Below are 17,522 nucleotides of genomic sequence, written 5' to 3'. Positions count from 1 at the left end.
CAAACCCTGGAGGTCAGGCCTCGTTCCGCTGCCCGGATGCCGGCCCCGCCGGTGGCGCGCTCAGCTCTCGGCCCGCCAGGGATAGCTCCAGGTCTCCGTCAGGGTCTTGTCGCCGCTCCGGAGAAAGGCGCGCATCTCCGCCAACTGCCCCGGCTCGACGACAATGTCGATGAAGGCGCGGAAGCCGCTGGTCTTGGGGTTCGGCACGATGAAGGCACGATCGATCCGGCCATAGGCGATCGACGGCACGATCTCGACCTTCTCCGGCTGCTTCAGGTGATAGTCGAGGTCACCGCCCGCGAAATCGACGATGAAGCGCCGCGCGCCGGCATTGACCGGCTCGCCCGAACCCAGCGCCTTGGGCTTCGCCTGATAGGTGTTGATGATCCGCCCGCCCGGATGCAGGTCGCTGGAATCCATCATCGAGGTGAGCTTGTAGCCGAAGGAGAACTCGCGGCCGGGCTCCAGCGGCGTCTTCGGCGCCCAGAGCGCGACGATGTTGTCGTTGGTCTCGTCGGTCGTCGGGATCTCGATCAGCTCGACCACGCCCTCGCCCCAGTCGCCCTGCGGCTCGATCCAATAGGAGGGCCGCAGCTCGTAGTTCAGATCGAGGTCCTGATAATGCTCGAAGACACGGTCGCGCTGCATCAGGCCGAAGCCGCGGACATTGCGCTCGACGAAGGATGAGATGGCCTGCTGCCGCGGATTGCGCAGCGGCCGCCAGATCCACTCGCCCGTGCCGGAATGGATCATCAGCCCGTCGGAATCATGCAGCTCGGTCCGGAAATCGTCGTGGAAGCGGCGGTCGTTCTCGCCGGTGAAGAACATCGAGGTCAGCGGCGCCAGGCCGAGCTTGTCGATCGGCTTGCGCGGGAACAGCGTCGCCCCGACATCGACGACGGCGTCCACGTCCGGATAGATGTGGAAGCGATAGGCCCCGGTCACGGAGGGCGAATCCAGCAGCGCATAGACCGTGACCCGCTCGGCATTCGCCGCCGGCGCCTCGACCCAGAACTCCCGGAACATCGGGAATTCCTCGCCCGGCACGCCGGCGCCGATCGAGAGGCCGCGCGCTGACAGCCCATAGCGCTGCTCGCGGCCGAGCACGCGGAAATAGCTGGCGCCGATGAAGGAGATCAGCTCGTCGAAGATGCGCGGATCGTTGAGCGGGTAATGCAGGCGGAAGCCGGCGAAGCCGAGATTGACGGGCAGCGGCTTGTCGAAGCGCACCCGGCCATAGTCAAAAAGATTGGCCGCATAGGGCACCGGCGTCGCCACCCCGTCGCGCACGACATTGACCACGACCGGGCGCGTGAACAGGAAGCCGGGATGGAACATCTGCATCCGGAAGGGGCTGCCGTTCTGCGCGAGCAACGCCCGCTCCGGCCGGAAGCGGATGTCCCGCCAGGCATCGAAATCGAGCCGCGACAGCGGCTCCGGCAGCGTCGGCCCCGCATCATAGGGCACCGCCGCGATCTCGCGCGCCCGCTGCAGGACGTTCTCGAAGCCGAAGCGCGGTTGCGGCGGCTCGGCCGAAGCATCGCTCGGCGGGGCGGGCTGTTGCGCCAGAAGGGCCGAGGGCGCGGTCGAAAAACCGAGGGCGGCTGAAAGCCCCGCCAGGACGCGGCGGCGGTCGATCGTGGACATGACGGATCCGTGGTCTGGCGACCGCCGGATGACGGCCGCCGAAGGCTTGCACGCCCGTGACTTAGGCGAGGAAATGGGGCCGGTCTAGGGCCGGAAAGAACGGAGAATTCGCTCGCGCTACGCGATGGTCAGCGGCAGGTGCAGCGCCATCAGGTCGAAATCCCGGTCCTGATGGAGCAGGGCATGGCCGCGCTCGATGCAGAAGGTGGCGATCAGGAGATCAATCGTCTTGCGGATGGTCACTCCCCGCCCCCTCAGAAAGCGCGAATGCCGGGCGGCGGCCAGCGCGAGCGACACATCGACCATCGGCTCGACCCTGAAGCGGCGCATTGCCCACTCGAGACTTTCGGCGTGGCGCTCGTCGCGGGCGCCGCGCAGAACCTCCATTAGGACCAGATCGCCAACGATGATCCGCGTCGGCGACGGCATCCCTGACAGCGCGGCGACGGATGGACTGCTTTGCGCACGCAGCTGTGCGATCCAGACAGAGCTGTCGACCACGATCATGAGCGATGGTCGGCGGGCCTGTCCGTGCGCATCTCGTCGAGATCGCCCTCCCACCCCAGACCGCGCATATCGCTGATCACCTGGCGCAGTTCGGCGTTCTTGACGAGTCGGCGCAGCGCCTCCTCGACGGTCGCCTTCTTGGTCGGCAGCCCCGTCACCTCCATCGCCTCCTTGAGAAGAGCGTCGTCGATGTCGATATTCGTGCGCATCGCTGCCCCTCTGTGTATGAACCGGCAACACCATACACATCGACGATCTCGTCCGCAATTTTGACCCCGCACCCCAAAAAACCTCTTGTAGCGGGGGGCCATCATCCGTATATGCGCTTTACCCAATTCGCACGTGCCTGTGGCCGCGTGCCGGTCGGTGGGCATCCGGACAAGAGGCCGGACAGCCGCCAGGTGTTGGAGACGGATGGAGGGGGATGGATATCCCCTCAAATCACGCTCCCGGTTCCCTTCTCCGGGGAACTGTCACCGAACAGCGACTGGCAGCCGGAGGCGAAACCGGCGAACCCCGAATCTCCACGGGGGACGCAGCTTAAAGCAACGACGGAACGGGCTTTTTTTGGTCTCGCTGGTCCTCCAAAGACCAGCACCGAAGAGGCTTGTCCTTCATTGCCGGGCGTGCGGGGTCTCCCCAAGCGACGGTTACCAGGGTCCGGACGTTTCGTTCGGTGATGTGCGGCGTTTCCAACGCGTCGCCAATCGCCCGATCGAATCAAGCCGGCTTCATGTCGCATCGGCGCCGATTGCGCCGGAGGGAGTCGCGTCTCATGACCGAGCGCATCCGTGAGTTCCTTCGTACCCGCCGCGAGGATGGGCCCTGCGTCGTCATCGACCTCGATGTCGTGCGCGAGAACTATCATGCCTTCTCCCGGGCCCTTCCCGACACGCGCGTCTTCTACGCCGTAAAGGCGAATCCCGCGCCGGAGGTGCTGGCCCTGCTCGCCAAGCTCGGCTCCTGCTTCGATTGCGCCTCGGTCGTCGAGATCGAGCTCGCCCTCGCGGCCGGCGCGACGGCTGATCGCATCTCCTTCGGCAACACGATCAAGAAGGAGCGCGACGTCGCCCGCGCCATGGAGCTCGGCGTGCGCCTCTTCGCCGTCGACTGCACGGCCGAGGTCGAGAAGGTCGCCCGATCGGCCGGTACCACCGGCGCGAAGGATGTGCGCATCTTCTGCCGCATCCTCTGCGACGGCGCCGGCGCCGACTGGCCGCTCTCGCGCAAGTTCGGCTGCGTGCCCGAAATGGCCGCGGACGTGCTGGAGCACGGCCATCGCCTCGGCCTGGCCGCTTATGGGATCTCGTTCCATGTCGGCTCGCAGCAGGCGAATGTGAACGCCTGGGATTCCGCTCTGGCCTCGGCCTCGGCGGTGTTCAAGGAATGCGCCACCCGTGGGCTCTCGCTGTCGATGGTCAACCTCGGCGGCGGCTTCCCGGCGCGCTACCTGAAGCCGATCCCGGGCGTGCCGTCCTATGGCGATGCGATCTTCCAGGCGCTGTCGAAGCATTTCGGCAACCAGCTCCCGGAGACGATCATCGAGCCGGGTCGCGGCATGGTCGGCAATGCCGGCCTGATCGAGACCGAGGTCGTCCTGATCTCGAAGAAGGCCGCGGACGATCAGGTCGCCTGGGTCTATCTCGACATCGGCAAGTTCAACGGTCTCGCCGAGACCATGGACGAGGCGATCCGCTACCCGATCCGCAGCGCCCGTGACGGCGATGCGACGGTGCCCTGCATACTGGCCGGCCCGACCTGCGATTCGGTCGACGTCATGTACGAGAAGACGCCGTACATGCTGCCGTTCAGCCTCGAGATCGGCGACAAGCTGCTGATCGAGGGCACGGGCGCCTATACGACGACCTATTCGGCCGTCGCCTTCAACGGCTTCCCGCCGTTGAAGCAGTACGTCATCTGACGTGATCGGGGCGCGGCCTTAACCCGCGCCCCTCCACCATCGGGTCCGGCAAAGCGCCCTGCCGTCATCGGCAGGCCGCCCGCGGTTTCGGGCGGAGCGTCCGCGCGTCCAGAAGGAAGCGCGGCGGACGTGGCTCCCGCCGGACCCTCTTCCCCACATCCCTGTTGCTTGTGGCCGCGTTCGCGCGGCGCCGGGAAGGTCTGCTGCGCGCAGGCGCTCCGGCCGGAGGTGCGTCATGATCACGATCCGCGACGAAATCGCTGCCGATGTCCCCGCCCGCGAGGCGCTGCTCGACCGCTGCCTCGGCGAGCGCCGCACCGCCAAGTCGAGCGAGCGCCTCCGCGAGGGTCGTTTGCCGGCTGAAGGCCTGGCCTTGACCGCCGAGCGCGACGGCATCGTCGTGGCGACGGTGCGGCTCTGGCATGTCGAGGCCGGCGGCAAGGCCGCGCTCCTGCTCGGCCCGCTCGCGGTCGCGCCCGAGCTGCAAGGCGAAGGTCTCGGCCGCGCCATGATGCGGGAAGCGATCTGGCGCGCCGCCTGCCGCGGCCATGGCGCCGTGCTGCTCGTCGGAGACGCCGCCTATTACGAGCGCTTCGGCTTCTCGGGCGATCTCGCCCGCGATCTCGCCATGCCCGGCCCGGTCGAGCGCGAGCGCTTCCTCGGCCTCGAACTGCGCGACGGCGCGCTGGCGGGCGCGAGCGGCGTTCTCGTCGCCACCGGCCGTCCGACCGAGGCCTCGCCGGCCGCTGAGCCCGCGCGCCGCGCCGCCTGAGGATAAAGGTGGCGGCCACGGCGTTTCGCAGGGGCCGTCACGCATCCGTCATCGAAACGTAGCCGCTCCGTCGTCCCCGCCCGCCATGACCCCGCCCGAAGGGGAGGTCCATGGCGCAGGCGGTTCTGACAGCGGGCAAGACGAGGGACTGGAGCGCGCCGCGCTGGCGGCCGCGCCCTGCGACCCTGCTCGCCTTCGCGATGCTGGCGCCCTCGCTCTTGTTCCTGGCGCTCTTCACCTATTGGCCGGTCGTTCAGGTCCTCTGGCAGTCGCTGCACGGTCAGGCCCGCGTCGGCGGCCCGCAGACCTTCATCGGCGCGCAGAACTTCCTCAAGCTCTTCGCCGATCCCGCCTTCCGCAAGGCGCTCGGCAACAACCTCGTCTACGCGCTCGGGACGGTGATCCCGAGCCTCGTCCTGGCGCTGGGTTTCGCCATGGCGCTGGCGCGGTCGAGCCGGGTCAATGCGCTGTTCCGGGCCCTGTTCTTCCTGCCCGTGCTGATTCCCCTGGTCGCGGCAGCCTCGATCTTCCTGTTCCTGTTCCTGCCCAATGTCGGGCTGCTCGACTACCATCTCGCCAAGCTCGCCCTCTCCGGCCCCAACTGGCTCGGCGATCCCGATGTCGCGCTCTGGTCGATCATGGCGCTGACGATCTGGAAGAACGCCGGCTACTATATGCTGTTCTTCCTCGCCGGGCTGCAGGCCGTGCCGGCCGACGCCTATGAGGCCGCGATCCTGGACGGTGCCGGCCCCTGGCAGCGCCTGCGCTACGTCACCCTGCCCTATCTCAAGCCGACCATCGGCTTCGTGCTGGTCATCGGCCTGCTCAACGTCGTCACGCAGGTCGACCATGTCTTCGTGCTGACCAAGGGCGGCCCGTCCGACTCCACCAATCTGCTGCTGTTCTATGTCTACCAGCAGGCGGTCGAGAACTACGACGCCGGCCGCGCCGCCGCCGGCACGCTGGTGATGCTGGCGCTGCTGCTCGTCGTCACCGCCTCCTCGCTGCGCACGCTCGAACGCTCCTTCGGGGAGAAGGAGCCATGAGCGCCGCGAGCATGAGCCACGCCAGCACCGGCGTTTCGACCGGCGAGATCACGCCGAAGCTCGGCTATGCCGCGACGCTGCTGATCGCGGCGCTCTGGATGGTGCCCTTCCTCTGGATGCTGGTCGCGGCCTTCAATCCGGAAAGCGTCGGCGCCGGCATGGCGTCGCTGGTGCCGTCCTACATCCCGACGCTGGCCAACTTCCGCGAGGCCTGGGCCTCGGCCGATTTCCCGCGCTACGGCCTGAACACGGCGATCATCAGCCTCGGCATCCTCGCCGTGCAGATCGTGACCATCACGCTCGCCGGCTACGCCTTCGCAAGGCTCGAATTTCCCGGCCGCACCGTCTGCTTCTATCTCTTCCTGCTCCAGCTCATGCTGGCGCCGGTCGTGCTGATCGTCCCCAATCTGACGACGATCGCGCAGCTCGGCCTCTATGACAGCCTGCTCGGCGTGATGGCGCCGTATTTCGCCTCGGCCTTCGGTACCTTCCTGATGCGCCAGGCCTTCCGGGCGATCCCGCGCGAACTCGAGGACGCCGCCCTGATCGACGGCGCCAGCGTCTTCCAACGCATCGGCTTCATCTATCTGCCGCTGGCGAAGCCCTCGCTCGTCGCCTTCTCGATCGTCTCCGTCACCGCCCACTGGAACGAGTTCCTCTGGCCGCTGATGGTGATCAACTCGCCGGACTTACGCCCGCTCACCGTCGGTCTCGCCTCCTTCACCCGCGGGGCGGAGGGCGCACAGGCCTGGGGCGTCATCGCGGCGGGGACGCTCCTGGTCAGCGCGCCGCTGCTGATCGCCTTCGCGCTGTTCCAGCGCGCCTTCGTCAACTCCTTCGTCTCCTCAGGCATCAAGTAAGGGAAGCCACCATGACAACCACCAGACGCAACGTCCTCGCCGGCGCCGCGCTCGCCGCGAGCTTCGCGCTCTCGCCGGCCTTCGCCCAGGCGCCGACCGAGATCGAACTGTTCTTCCCCGTCCCCGTCGACGGCCAGCTCGCCCGCGACATGGCCGCGATGATCAAGGAGTTCAACGAGAAGAACCCCTCGATCAAGGCGACCCCGGTCTACACCGGCTCCTATGACGAGACCTTGATCAAGACCCGCGCCGCGATGAAGGCCGGCAAGCCGCCGGCGGCCGTCATCATGTCCGCGAACTTCCTGCTCGACCTCAAGATCGAGGGCGAGATCCAGCCGATGGACGGCCTGATCAAGGCCGACGGCAAGACCAACGACCAGTTCATGGGCCAGTTCTTCGACGCGCTGCACGGCAACGCCGTCCTCGACCGGCAGGTCTACGGCGTGCCCTTCCACAACTCGACGCCGCTGCTCTACGTCAACACCGACCATCTCAAGGAAGCCGGCCTCGATCCCGACAAGCTGCCGACGAACTGGGAAGAGCTGGTCACCACCGCCAAGAAGCTGACCAAGCGCGAGGGAGACCGCGTCACCCGCTGGGGCATGATGATGCCGTCGAACTACGACTACGGCGGCTGGATCCTGCAGGCCCTGACCCATTCCAATGGCGGCCAGTGGTTCAATGTCGATTACGGCGGCGAGGTCTATTACGACACCCCCTCCATGCTCGGCGCCCTGACCTTCTGGTCCGACCTCATCGCCAAGCACAAGGTGCATCCGGCCGGCGTGCAGGCGGGCGGCGCCGTCTCCTCGGCCTTCCTCTCCGGCCAGGCCTCGATGATGCTGCTCTCGACCGGCTCGCTGACCCATATCCGCAACAACGCGAAGTTCCCCTACAAGGTCGCTTTCGTGCCGAAGAACGTGAAGAACGAGGTTCCGATCGGCGGCGCCTCGCTGGTGATTCCGACCGGCGTCGAGGGCGAGCGCCGCAAGGCCGCCTGGACGCTGATCAACTGGATGACGAGCCCTGAGAAGTCCGGCTGGTGGAGCCGCGCCACCGGCTACTTCGCCCCCAACAAGGCCGCCTATGACCTGCCGGAAATGAAGGAGTTCCTCGCCAAGAACCCCGACGCCGGCATCGCCGTGAGCCAGCTCGCCGTCGCCAAGCCGTGGTTCGCCACCTACAAGACCGTCCCCGTCCGCAAGGCGATCGAGGACGAGCTGGCCGCCGTGCTCTCGGGCAAGAAGCAGCCGAAGGAGGCCCTCGTCGCCGCGCAGAAGGGCGCCGACGAGATCATGCGCCCTTACGTCGAGCAGACCGCGCTGAAGCTGCCGACGAACTGAACGCTTGTTCGACGTCATGCCCGGCCTCGAGCCGGGGATGACCCTCATCACCGCCTTCTACCGTCATGGTCGGGCTTGTCCCGACCATCCACGTCTTTCCTCCTCGCCGTCGCAAGACGGGGATGCTCGCCACGAGGGCGAGCATGACGGGGAGGTCGCATCCGGACACCGCCATGCTCATCGCCCAGATCACCGACCTGCATATCCGCCCGCGCGGCAAGCCCGCCTATCGCGTCTCCGAGACCAATGCGCTGAGCGAGCGCGCGCTCGATGTCGTCGCCCGGCTCTCGCCCCGGCCCGATCTGCTGGTCATCACCGGCGATCTCACCGATTGCGGGCTGGCCGAGGAATGTGCGCTGCTGCGCACCATGCTCGACGGGCTCGGCATCCCGGTTCTGCTCGTGCCCGGCAACCATGACCGCCGCGAGACGTTGACCGCGGGTCTTTCGCTCGATTCCCGCCAGGTTCTCGACGGCGGGTTCGTCCAGTTCGTCGCCGATTATGGCCCAATGCGCCTGATCGGCCTCGACACGCTGCTGCCTGGCAAGAGCGCCGGCGCGCTCTGCGCGACGCGGCTCGCATTCCTCGAAAAGGCTCTGACGGAAGCCGACGGCAAGCCGGTCGCGATCTTCATGCACCACCCGCCCTTCGACTGCGGCATCCGCCACATGGATGCGATCCGCCTCCTCGACGGCGCGCAGGAGTTCGCGGCGATCGTCGCGCGTCATCCCAATATCGAGCGCATTCTCTGCGGCCACCACCACCGGCCGATCGTGACGCGCTTTGCCGGCACGATCGCGCAGATCGCGCCGAGCGTGACCCACGCCGTCACGCTCGACCTCTCGGAGGCGAGCCCCTCGACCTTCCACATGGAGCCGCCGGCCTATCTGCTCCATTCCTTCCGCGAGGGCGCCGGCTTCGTCACGCACACGGCCTTCGTCGAACGCTCGCCCGGCCCCTACCCCTTCGTTCTCGACGCCGACTATCCCGGCAGCCACTAGACGTCACGAGGGCGCAGCGGCGACCGCTTGTGCGGTTGATGTTTGACTTGGGGGACGCTTCCCCCCTAGGAGCCGGGGTGGCTCCGCGCGGCCACCCCCAACACCGCTGATCCCAAGGAGACAACCCGAGAATGAGCACCTGGCCCGTCTATGGAGAGATCACCGGCCCGATCGTGATGATCGGCTTCGGTTCGATCGGCCGCGGGACGCTGCCGCTGATCGAACGGCACCTGAAGTTCGACAAGAGCCGCTTCGTCGTCATCGCGCCCGACGACCAGAACCGCCACCTCCTCGACGAGCGGGGCATCCGCTTCATCCACGAAGCCGTGACGCTCGAGAACTACAAGACCATGCTCTCGCCGTTGCTGACGGCCGGCGGCGGGCAGGGCTTCTGCGTGAACCTCTCCTGCGACACCGGCTCGCGCGACATCATGGAGCTCTGCTCCAGCCTCGGCGCGCTCTATATCGACACGGTCAACGAGCCCTGGCTCGGCTTCTATTTCGACGAGACCAAGGGCCCGGGCGAGCGCTCGAACTATGCGCTGCGCGAGATGACGCTCGCCGCCAAGCGCGCCCGCCCGCCCGGTTCGACGACCGCCGTCTCCTGCTGCGGCGCCAATCCCGGCATGGCCTCCTGGCTCGCCAAGAAGGGCCTGCTGAACATCGCCGCCGACATGCGCCTGAACGTGCCGCAGCCGACCACCCGCGAGGAGTGGGCCGCGTTGATGCAGCGCGTCGGCGTCAAGGGCATCCACATCGCGGAGCGAGACACGCAGCGCTCGAAGAACCCCAAGCCACCGGGCGTGTTCGTCAACACCTGGTCGGTCGAGGGCTTCATCTCGGAGGGCGTCCAGCCGGCCGAACTCGGCTGGGGCACCCATGAGAAGTGGATGCCGGAGAACGCCCGCACCCACGAGACCGGCTCGCAGGCGGCGATCTACCTGATGCAGCCGGGCGCCGCGACCAAGGTCCGCAGCTGGTGCCCGACGCCGGGTCCCCAGCACGGCTTCCTCGTGACGCATAACGAGTCGATCTCGATCGCTGACTATTTCACGGTGCGCGACGAGACCGGCAAGGCGATCTATCGGCCGACCTGCCATTACGCCTACCACCCCGCCAATGACGCGGTGCTCTCCCTGCACGAAATGTTCGGCAATGCCGGCCGCCCGCAGGAGGAGCATCACATCCTCGACGAGGAGGAGGTCATCGACGGCATCGATGAACTGGGCGTGCTGCTCTACGGCCATGAGAAGGGCGCCTACTGGTTCGGCTCGCAGCTCTCCACAGAAGAGACCCGCAAGCTCGCCCCCTACCAGACGGCGACCGGGCTGCAGGTCACCTCGGCCGTGCTCGCCGGCATGGTCTGGGCGCTGGAGAATCCGAACGCCGGCATCGTCGAGGTCGAGGAGATGGATCTCGACCGCTGCCTCGAGATCCAGATGCCCTATCTCGGCCCGGTCAACGGCTACTATACCGACTGGACCCCGCTCGATGGCCGCCCAGGCCTCTTCCCGGAAGACATCGACGAGAGCGATCCCTGGCAGTTCCGGAACATTCTGGTTCGCTGAGAGCATCCGACGCCGTCATGGTCGCCCTTGTGGCGACCATCCACGTCTTCGCTGGTCGAGGGCGGCGGTCAAGACGTGGATGCTCGGGACAAGCCCGAGCATGACGGCAAGGGCCTCGCCCGTCACTTCGGCCTTTGTACCCTAACCCCCGCCAGCAGCGCCCCGCCGGTGAGGAAGAACAGGATCAGCACGGCCAGCCCAGCCCGCTGGCTGGCGAACACCGTGGTCGCCAGCGCCACCAGCGTCGGCCCCAGGAACGACGTCACCTTCCCCGACAGGGCAAACAGCCCGAAGAACTCGCCGACGCGCTCCGGCGGCGCGAGCCGCGCCATCAGGCTGCGCGAGGAGGCCTGCAGCGGCCCCGCGACGAGTCCGATCAGAAGCCCTAAGCCTAGATAGACCTTCTCCGGCAGCGAGCCGAACAGCCCGTCGCCGGACGTCGCCGGCGCCGCCTCGATCACGAACAGGATCCGATCGGGCGCCAGCGACAGGATGCCGACACAAGCCAGCAGCAGGCAGGCGATCGAGCCCAGCACCACCGTCTTGCCGCCGATCGCGTCATCGACCCGGCCGCCGATCCAGGCGCCGAACGTGCCCGTCACCGTCAGCAGGATGCCGAACACGCCGATCTCGATCGTCTGCCAGCCGAAGACGCCTGCGGCATAGATGCCCCCGAAGGCGAAAAGCGCCACGAGAGCATCCTGATAGACCATGTTTGCGAGCAGGAAGCGCCCGAGCGAGGGCAGCCGCGGCAGCTCGCGCAGGGTCGCCATCAGCCGCCCGACGCCGCCTTCCGCCGCTTCGCGCAGGCTCAGCCCCGAGCGCACCGTGTCGGGCGTGAACAGGAACATCGGCGCGACGAAGACGATGAACCACAGCGCCGTCAGCGGCCCGGAGAAACGGTCCCCCTCGCGCGCGGCGGCATCCAGCCCGAGGATCGGCGCCAGCCCGGCCAGCGTCTTGCCGGTGAGCGGATCGGCCGCGAGCAGCGCCAGCGTGAGCCCGAGCGAGATCAGCCCGCCGAGATAGCCGATCGCCCAGCCGGTGCCCGAGAGCCAGCCCAGCCGCTCCGGCGGCACCAGCCGCGTCATCATCGCATTGTTGAAGGTGGTCGCGAACTCGGCCCCGATCGTCGCCAGCACGAAGCCCGTCAGCGCGATCGGCACCGCCCAGGGCGATCCCGGCACCGCGAACCAGAGCGCGCCCGAGCCCAGCACCAGCATCGCGCCGAACACCGCGATCCAGGGCTTGCGCGGCCCGGTCCGGTCGGCGATGCCGCCGAGCAGCGGCGAGAGCAGCGCGATGCACAGGCCGGCGAAGCCCGTGGCATAGCCCCACAGCGCCTGCCCCTGCGCCGGATCGGCGGCGAGCGCCGCGGCGAAGAAGGGCGCGAAGACGAAGGTTGTGATCAGCGTGAAGAAGGGCTGCGCCGCCCAGTCGAAGAACAGCCAGGCTGTGACGGCTCGGCGGGGGGGATAATGGGCGGGTGCTATGGCCGCCGTCTCGATGACCGCGTTCATCGACACCACCAACCGTTGGAGGCTTCAGCACCCGAGCCCAACAGCGCCGTCATCCCGGACGCAGCGCAGCGGAGATCCGGGATCCATTCCAGAACGCTGGTTTTGGGAAGCTCAGGAATGGGTCCCGGGTCTCCCTTGGGTCGCCCGGAATGACGGCGAGGACAGGGAAACCGGGAGACGTTCACTGCAGCGTCGTCTCGGGATCGCCGCCGCTGCGGGCCAGCTCGATCTCGGTGATCGCGACCAGCACCTCGGCCCGCTCCTTCAGGGTCGGCGCCTCCAGCAGGGCCTGCTTCTCGCGCGGACCGAAGGGGCACATCATCGAGAGCGCGTTGACCAGCGCCTCATTGGGGGCCTCGTTGACGCCCTTCCAGTCGATCTTGAGTTCGCTCGCCTTGGCGAAGGCCCGCAGCGCCTTGAGCAGCGCGTTGCGGTCGACCGCATCCTCGCCGGCGCGCGCCGTGAAGTCGATCAGATAGTCGTCATAGCCGACGCGGCACTGGCGGTAAGGCGTCGTCACCGGCAGCTCCTCGGCGATGCGGAAGCGCGCGATGCCCGTCAGTGTCAGGATGTAACGGTCGTCGCCGGTCTCGGCGAACTGTGTGATGCGCCCAAGGCAGCCGACCTGCAGCAGCGGCGGCGTCGCCGCCTGCCGGCCGCTCTCCGGCTCCGGCTGGACGATGCCGACGACGCGATGGGTGCGGATCGCATCGTCGATCATCGCGATGTAGCGCGGCTCGAAGATGTTCAGCGGCATCTGCCCCCGCGGCAGCAAAAGTGCGCCGCCGAGCGGGAAGACCGGCACCACGGCCGGGCAATCTTCCGGTCCCTTGTAGACGGCGTTCATGCCCATCGGCCGCTCCTCGCGTTCAGGAGAACAACAGGGTGGAGAGCTTGCGCCGCCCCGCCATGCTGTGCTCGTCCATCGGACCCCAGGCCTCGAAGAACTGCAGCAGCTGCTTGCGCGCGCCGTCCTCGTTCCAGGCCCTGTCGGCCTTGATGATGGCGATCAGATGATCGACCGCCTCCTCGCGCCGGTCGCGCGCATTCAGCGCCAGCGCTAGGTCGAAACGGGCCTGATGGTCCTTCGGATTGGCGGCGACCTTCGCCTCCAGCTCGGCCGTGTCGCCGAGCGAGGCGGCCTGCTGTGCCAGCTCGATGGCCGCGCGCACGGCCGCGACCGCGGGATCGGCGGCCTTCGCCTCGGGCACCATGCCGAGGATGCCCGTCGCCCCCTCGAGATCGCCGAGATCGAGATGCAGCTTCGCCAGCCCTGCGATCGCCGCGATGTTGTCGGGCTCGAGCTCCAGCACATGGGCGTAGAGTTCGCTGGCGCCGGCCGCGTCGCCGGCCTCGGTCGCGGCCTTCGCCGCCGCGATCAGCTCCTCGGTCTGGCCGGGCCCCATCGCGCCGACGAGCTTCTCGATGAAGGCCTTCACCTGGCTCTCGGGCTGGGCGCCCATGAAGCCGTCGATCGGCTGTCCCTGCTTGAAGGCGATGACGGCAGGAATTGACTGGATACCGAGCTGGCCCGGGATCTCCGGGTACTCGTCGATGTTCATCTTGACGAGGCGCACCTTGCCGCGCGCCGCCTTGACGACCTTCTCGATCACCGGCGTGAGCTGCTTGCAGGGCCCGCACCAGGGCGCCCAGAAATCGACCAGAACCGGCTGCTTCATCGACTCCGCGATGACGTCCTGCCGGAAGCCCTGGGTGCTCGTGTCCTTGATCAGGCCGGGTTGCTCGGCCGCATCGCCATTGACCAGCATGGGTCGTCCTTCATCGCACGCAGATCGGAAAAGGGGTGGTCCGGCCGCGCCCGCAGCCAGCCCATAGATGGGGAGGATCAGTCGTTCTGTCCATCGGCGGGAACCGGCAAATCGACGATCATCGGATCGTGGCCGGTCTCGCGCAGGAAGGCCAGCAGATCGTCCAGCGCGAGCCGCAGCGTCGCGGTGTTGATCAGCGGGTGGAAGTTCACCGGCTCGCCCGTGGCGAGGTTCCGGTCGAGCACCATCGTGACCGCGCCCTCGCGGTCGTTGATGACGGCGAGCGCAGTGACCGAGCCCGGCGTCACGCCGAGCCTGTCCATCAGCACCTCCGCCGAGCAGAAGGAGAGCCGCCCGCTCGCGCCGATCGTCTCGTGCAGGCGCTTGAGATCGATGCGCGCATTCTCGCGGGCCGAGACCAGGAAGAGCCGGCCCTTCTTGTCTTTCACGAACAGGTTCTTCGAATGCAACCCCGGCAGCGTGCCGCGCAGGGCCTGCGATTCGGCCACCGTGAAGACCGCCTCGTGATCGACGCGGACATAGGGGATCCCGCGCTCGTCCAGATGCGCGCAGAGCTGCTCGGGAGTCAGGGGTGTGGCGGGGATGGTCGGCGACATGGAGCGGCGGGTCCGGCCTCGAAACAGCGTTGGCGGGCTGCGTAACCCGCCGCAACCGCCACCACAAGCGCGCGGCGAAGGCCGAAATCGGGTCATCTCGGGGCCATCCCGAAAAAGATGACGAGGCTGCAACAAGGCGCTTGCACTGCGCGCCGCTTTGGGGCAATAAGCCGGCCTCCGCGGCGGAAACGCCGCGCCGATGTCCTGATGCGGGAGTAGCTCAGGGGTAGAGCACAACCTTGCCAAGGTTGGGGTCGAGGGTTCGAATCCCTTCTCCCGCTCCAGGACATGCAGCCTTCGAGACTGTCGCAAGCGTCGGGCTTCCCGGCGCTTTTTGCGTTTTGGGGCCCGCGACGGTCTCCGACCCAGGCGGCAAAGCGCCCGGTGTCGCCCCCGCAGCGCCTTCAGCTCAGGCCGAGTTGCGCCTGACGCAGCGTGGCACTGAGGGCGGCGGTGGAATAGGGCTTGCGGACGACCGGCGCCGGGTGGTCGCTGATCGGCAGGCGCGAGCCGTCATCATAGCCCGTCGCGAAAATGAAGGGGCGCCGCGCTGCCACCAGCCGGCGGGCCACGGGCTCCGAGGTCTCCGCCCCGAGATTGACGTCGAGCACGGCGATATCCGGCAGCCCGTGCTCGAGCAGGCTCATCGCCTCGGCAACGCTGGCGCAGATCGAGACGCTCGCTGCGCCCATCGACAGCAGCATCTCCTCGACATCCATGGCGATCAGGAACTGGTCCTCCAGCAGCAGCACGGACTTCCCCTCAACCGGCGAAGGCCCGTTCTCCGGCATCCCCACGGGTGCCGATGGCTCGGAGGTTGCAGCCGCGTCCGGCCACGACAGGAAGGCGGCCGGAATGCTCAGCCATGCCACCACGCCCGTCGGCTCGAAGCTGATGTCGCTGCGTCCGCCGAGATCGAAGGGAATGCTGCGGGAGACGAGCGCGCTGCCGAAACCGGTCCGTTGGGGAGCGGCGACGCGCGGACCGCCGCTCTCGCGCCAGCTGATCTCGCAGTCGCCGGTCGCCGAGCGCGCCCAATCGACCGAAAGTCGCCCGCTCTCGCGCGACAAGGCGCCATATTTCGCGGCGTTGGTCGCGAGTTCGTGGATGACGAGGGCCAACACCGAAAAGGCGCGCGGCTCGAGGGCCGCCGGCGGCCCTGCGATCGCGATGCGCTGGCCATTGCCGAGATAAGGCGCGAGTTCGGCCTCGAACAGCTCCCGCAGCGCCCCGCCGCCCGCGCCGAGCGTCGCCTGGTCATGGGCGAGCGAGAGCGCGTCGATGCGGCCCTGGATGGTCTGCACATAAGCGCGGATCGCCGTCTCGTCCTGCACCGGATAGGAGACGATCGAGCGGATCACCGAGAGGATGTTCTTGACCCGGTGGTTGAGCTCCTGATTCAGCATCTTCTGGCGCGCTTCGGTCTTGCCGCGCTCTTCCGACAGCAACTCGCCCTGGCGCAGCACCACCTCGATCAGCGCACCCCGCGCCGATTCGGCGAGATCCCGCTCCACCTGCGTCCAGGGCAGCGAGCGGTTCTCGACCGTCTGCTTCCAGACGGCGAAGCTCTGCCGCGGCGTCAGCCGGTCGCCGAGCGGGCCGGAGCTGTAGGTCTTGTTGGGATCGCCGCCCCATTCGACCGTCTGCACCAGTTCGCGCCGGAACAGCAGCAGATAGTCCCGCGGCAGCTGCGAGAGCGGGATCGCCAGCACCCCGGCCGCCTCAGTGGCGAAGGCGCGCGCGGCCGGCACCTCCTCCGACAGGCAATCCGTCGCATGGACGGCGCCCGGCGAAACCTGGCCGAGAAAGGCCACCAAGGGCGGTATTGCCTCGGCCGGCGGGACCCGGCCCCAGGACGACCACGCACCGTCGAGCATCAGGCCGACGCCGTCGCAGGCGACGAGCTGCGGGAAGGACGAGAGATGCCCGCGCAGGAAAGCCGCGATGTCGGTGGTATGGACGGAGGAGGCGAGCAGATCCTTGAGGAAGCGCCGGGCGCGGTCTCCCGCCTCCAGTTTCTGCTTCTGGGTCAGGGACCCGAGCTGCAGCGCGAAGAACTCTCCGAAGATCTCGGCGGCGATCCGCTGATTCATCGACATTGCGCGCGGCGTGTAATGATGGCAGGCGATCAGACCCCAGAGCGCGCCGTCGACGATGATCGAGACCGACATGGAGGCCGCGACGCCCATGTTGCGCAGATACTCGCAGTGGATCGGCGAAACGCTCCGCAGATGGGAATAGGTCATGTCGAGCGGCTGCCCGGACTCGTCGAGCACGGGCTCGATCGGATGGCGGGCACCGCTCGCATCCGACACCAGACGGATCGGGTTCAGCAGATAGAGCTGGCGGGCCTGCTGGGGGATGTCGCTGGCGGGGAAATGCTGGCCGCGGAAGCTCTCGAGGTCGCCGCGCTTGGCCTCGCTGACGACCTTGCCCGAGCCGTCGGCGGCAAACTGGTAGACCATGACCCGGTCGTACTGCAGGATCGCGCGCAACAGCCGGGCCGCGCTCTCGATCAGCTCACGCGGCGTCCGGACATGGCTGAGCCGGCCGACCAGTGTCCGTGCGAATTCCAGCGGCGAGGCCGGACCGTCCGGCGTCGACAACTCGCATTCGACGATGGCGTTGCCCTTGAAGCGGTGCACGCTGATGTCGAAGGTCCGCCCCGTGGTCGGCAGCGTCAGGCGCGGCATCAGCCCCGGCCGCGACGGCTGTCCCGAGCGGGACAGGGCGTTGCGCAACTCGTGGACCGGCGTCCCGCCCAGAACCTCCTCGAGCTTCCGCCCCACCAGATTCTGTTCCGGCAGGCCCAGAAAGGCCGCGGCATTGGCGGACTGGCGCCGGATGACCACCGCGCCCTCGTCGCAGACCAGCAGGCAGCCATGCGTCTGGATGCTACCCGGAACATGGATCGGCTCGCGGTCGCAATTCGTCAGATCGACGGTCGCCAT

15 protein-coding genes and 1 tRNA gene are annotated in these 17,522 nt (G+C 67.7%); 8 read left to right on the top strand and 8 right to left on the bottom strand.

Going from position 1 to position 17,522, the window contains the following annotated elements; genetic code table 11:
- Window positions 1-60 precede the first annotated feature (60 nt).
- The 3 genes from AX750_RS13670 to AX750_RS13660 all read right to left on the bottom strand — a co-directional run bounded on the left by AX750_RS13670 (window position 61) and on the right by AX750_RS13660 (window position 2,363).
- Window positions 61-1,647, bottom strand: coding sequence for a glucan biosynthesis protein G (locus tag AX750_RS13670; RefSeq protein ID WP_066722924.1), 1,587 nt, complete (start codon window positions 1,645-1,647; stop codon window positions 61-63).
- 117 nt (window positions 1,648-1,764) lie between these two features.
- Complete coding sequence (locus tag AX750_RS13665) at window positions 1,765-2,154, bottom strand: PIN domain nuclease (RefSeq protein WP_066722927.1); 390 nt, start codon at window positions 2,152-2,154, stop codon at window positions 1,765-1,767.
- Window positions 2,151-2,363, bottom strand: coding sequence for a type II toxin-antitoxin system VapB family antitoxin (locus AX750_RS13660; RefSeq protein WP_066722930.1), 213 nt, complete (start codon window positions 2,361-2,363; stop codon window positions 2,151-2,153). Before AX750_RS13660 ends, AX750_RS13665 begins: the two co-directional genes overlap by 4 nt.
- 566 nt (window positions 2,364-2,929) lie before the next feature.
- Here AX750_RS13660 and AX750_RS13655 point away from each other — a divergent pair.
- From AX750_RS13655 to AX750_RS13625, 7 genes are all read left to right on the top strand, one after another.
- On the top strand, window positions 2,930-4,075 hold the full coding sequence (locus AX750_RS13655; RefSeq protein ID WP_066722933.1) for a type III PLP-dependent enzyme: 1,146 nt from the start codon (window positions 2,930-2,932) through the stop codon (window positions 4,073-4,075).
- A 235-nt stretch (window positions 4,076-4,310) separates the two neighbouring features.
- Entirely contained in the window at window positions 4,311-4,847 is a 537-nt protein-coding gene (locus tag AX750_RS13650) for an N-acetyltransferase (RefSeq protein WP_066722935.1), read from the top strand.
- 200 nt (window positions 4,848-5,047) lie between these two features.
- A complete protein-coding gene (locus tag AX750_RS13645) occupies window positions 5,048-5,893 on the top strand; it encodes a sugar ABC transporter permease (RefSeq protein ID WP_066723058.1) in 846 nt (281 codons plus the stop codon).
- Window positions 5,890-6,753: a carbohydrate ABC transporter permease gene (locus tag AX750_RS13640; RefSeq protein ID WP_066722937.1), complete on the top strand. Its 864-nt coding sequence runs from the start codon at window positions 5,890-5,892 to the stop codon at window positions 6,751-6,753. Before AX750_RS13645 ends, AX750_RS13640 begins: the two co-directional genes overlap by 4 nt.
- A gap of 11 nt (window positions 6,754-6,764) precedes the next feature.
- On the top strand, window positions 6,765-8,096 hold the full coding sequence (locus tag AX750_RS13635; protein WP_066722939.1) for an ABC transporter substrate-binding protein: 1,332 nt from the start codon (window positions 6,765-6,767) through the stop codon (window positions 8,094-8,096).
- Between the two features lie 173 nt (window positions 8,097-8,269).
- Window positions 8,270-9,097 (top strand): phosphodiesterase, encoded by an 828-nt coding sequence (locus AX750_RS13630; protein WP_066722940.1) that lies wholly within the window; start codon window positions 8,270-8,272, stop codon window positions 9,095-9,097.
- A 131-nt stretch (window positions 9,098-9,228) separates the two neighbouring features.
- Window positions 9,229-10,665 carry a homospermidine synthase gene (locus AX750_RS13625; RefSeq protein WP_066722943.1) on the top strand — a complete coding sequence of 479 codons (1,437 nt, stop codon included), beginning with the start codon at window positions 9,229-9,231 and terminating at the stop codon, window positions 10,663-10,665.
- A 122-nt stretch (window positions 10,666-10,787) separates the two neighbouring features.
- Here AX750_RS13625 and AX750_RS13620 read toward each other — a convergent pair whose 3' ends face one another.
- From AX750_RS13620 to AX750_RS13605, 4 genes are all read right to left on the bottom strand, one after another.
- Entirely contained in the window at window positions 10,788-12,185 is a 1,398-nt protein-coding gene (locus AX750_RS13620; RefSeq protein WP_066722945.1) for an MFS transporter, read from the bottom strand.
- Between the two features lie 181 nt (window positions 12,186-12,366).
- Window positions 12,367-13,038: an LON peptidase substrate-binding domain-containing protein gene (locus AX750_RS13615; RefSeq protein ID WP_066722948.1), complete on the bottom strand. Its 672-nt coding sequence runs from the start codon at window positions 13,036-13,038 to the stop codon at window positions 12,367-12,369.
- A 16-nt stretch (window positions 13,039-13,054) separates the two neighbouring features.
- Window positions 13,055-13,954: a thioredoxin gene (trxA, locus tag AX750_RS13610; RefSeq protein WP_066722951.1), complete on the bottom strand. Its 900-nt coding sequence runs from the start codon at window positions 13,952-13,954 to the stop codon at window positions 13,055-13,057.
- A gap of 77 nt (window positions 13,955-14,031) precedes the next feature.
- Entirely contained in the window at window positions 14,032-14,571 is a 540-nt protein-coding gene (locus AX750_RS13605) for a prolyl-tRNA synthetase associated domain-containing protein (RefSeq protein WP_066722954.1), read from the bottom strand.
- A 209-nt stretch (window positions 14,572-14,780) separates the two neighbouring features.
- Between AX750_RS13605 and AX750_RS13600 the strand changes: the two genes are divergently transcribed.
- Window positions 14,781-14,855 (top strand) — tRNA-Gly (locus AX750_RS13600).
- A gap of 120 nt (window positions 14,856-14,975) precedes the next feature.
- On the opposite strand, the gene AX750_RS13595 is transcribed toward AX750_RS13600, so the two are convergent.
- Window positions 14,976-17,522 (bottom strand): HWE histidine kinase domain-containing protein, encoded by a 2,547-nt coding sequence (locus AX750_RS13595; protein WP_066722957.1) that lies wholly within the window; start codon window positions 17,520-17,522, stop codon window positions 14,976-14,978.

It is taken from the genome of Methylobacterium sp. CCH7-A2 (assembly GCF_001557075.1).
GTDB lineage: Bacteria > Pseudomonadota > Alphaproteobacteria > Rhizobiales > Beijerinckiaceae > Allobosea > Allobosea massiliensis.
The sequence above is the reverse complement of the archived record's forward strand: the minus strand, read 5'-3'. Positions and strand labels throughout refer to the sequence as shown.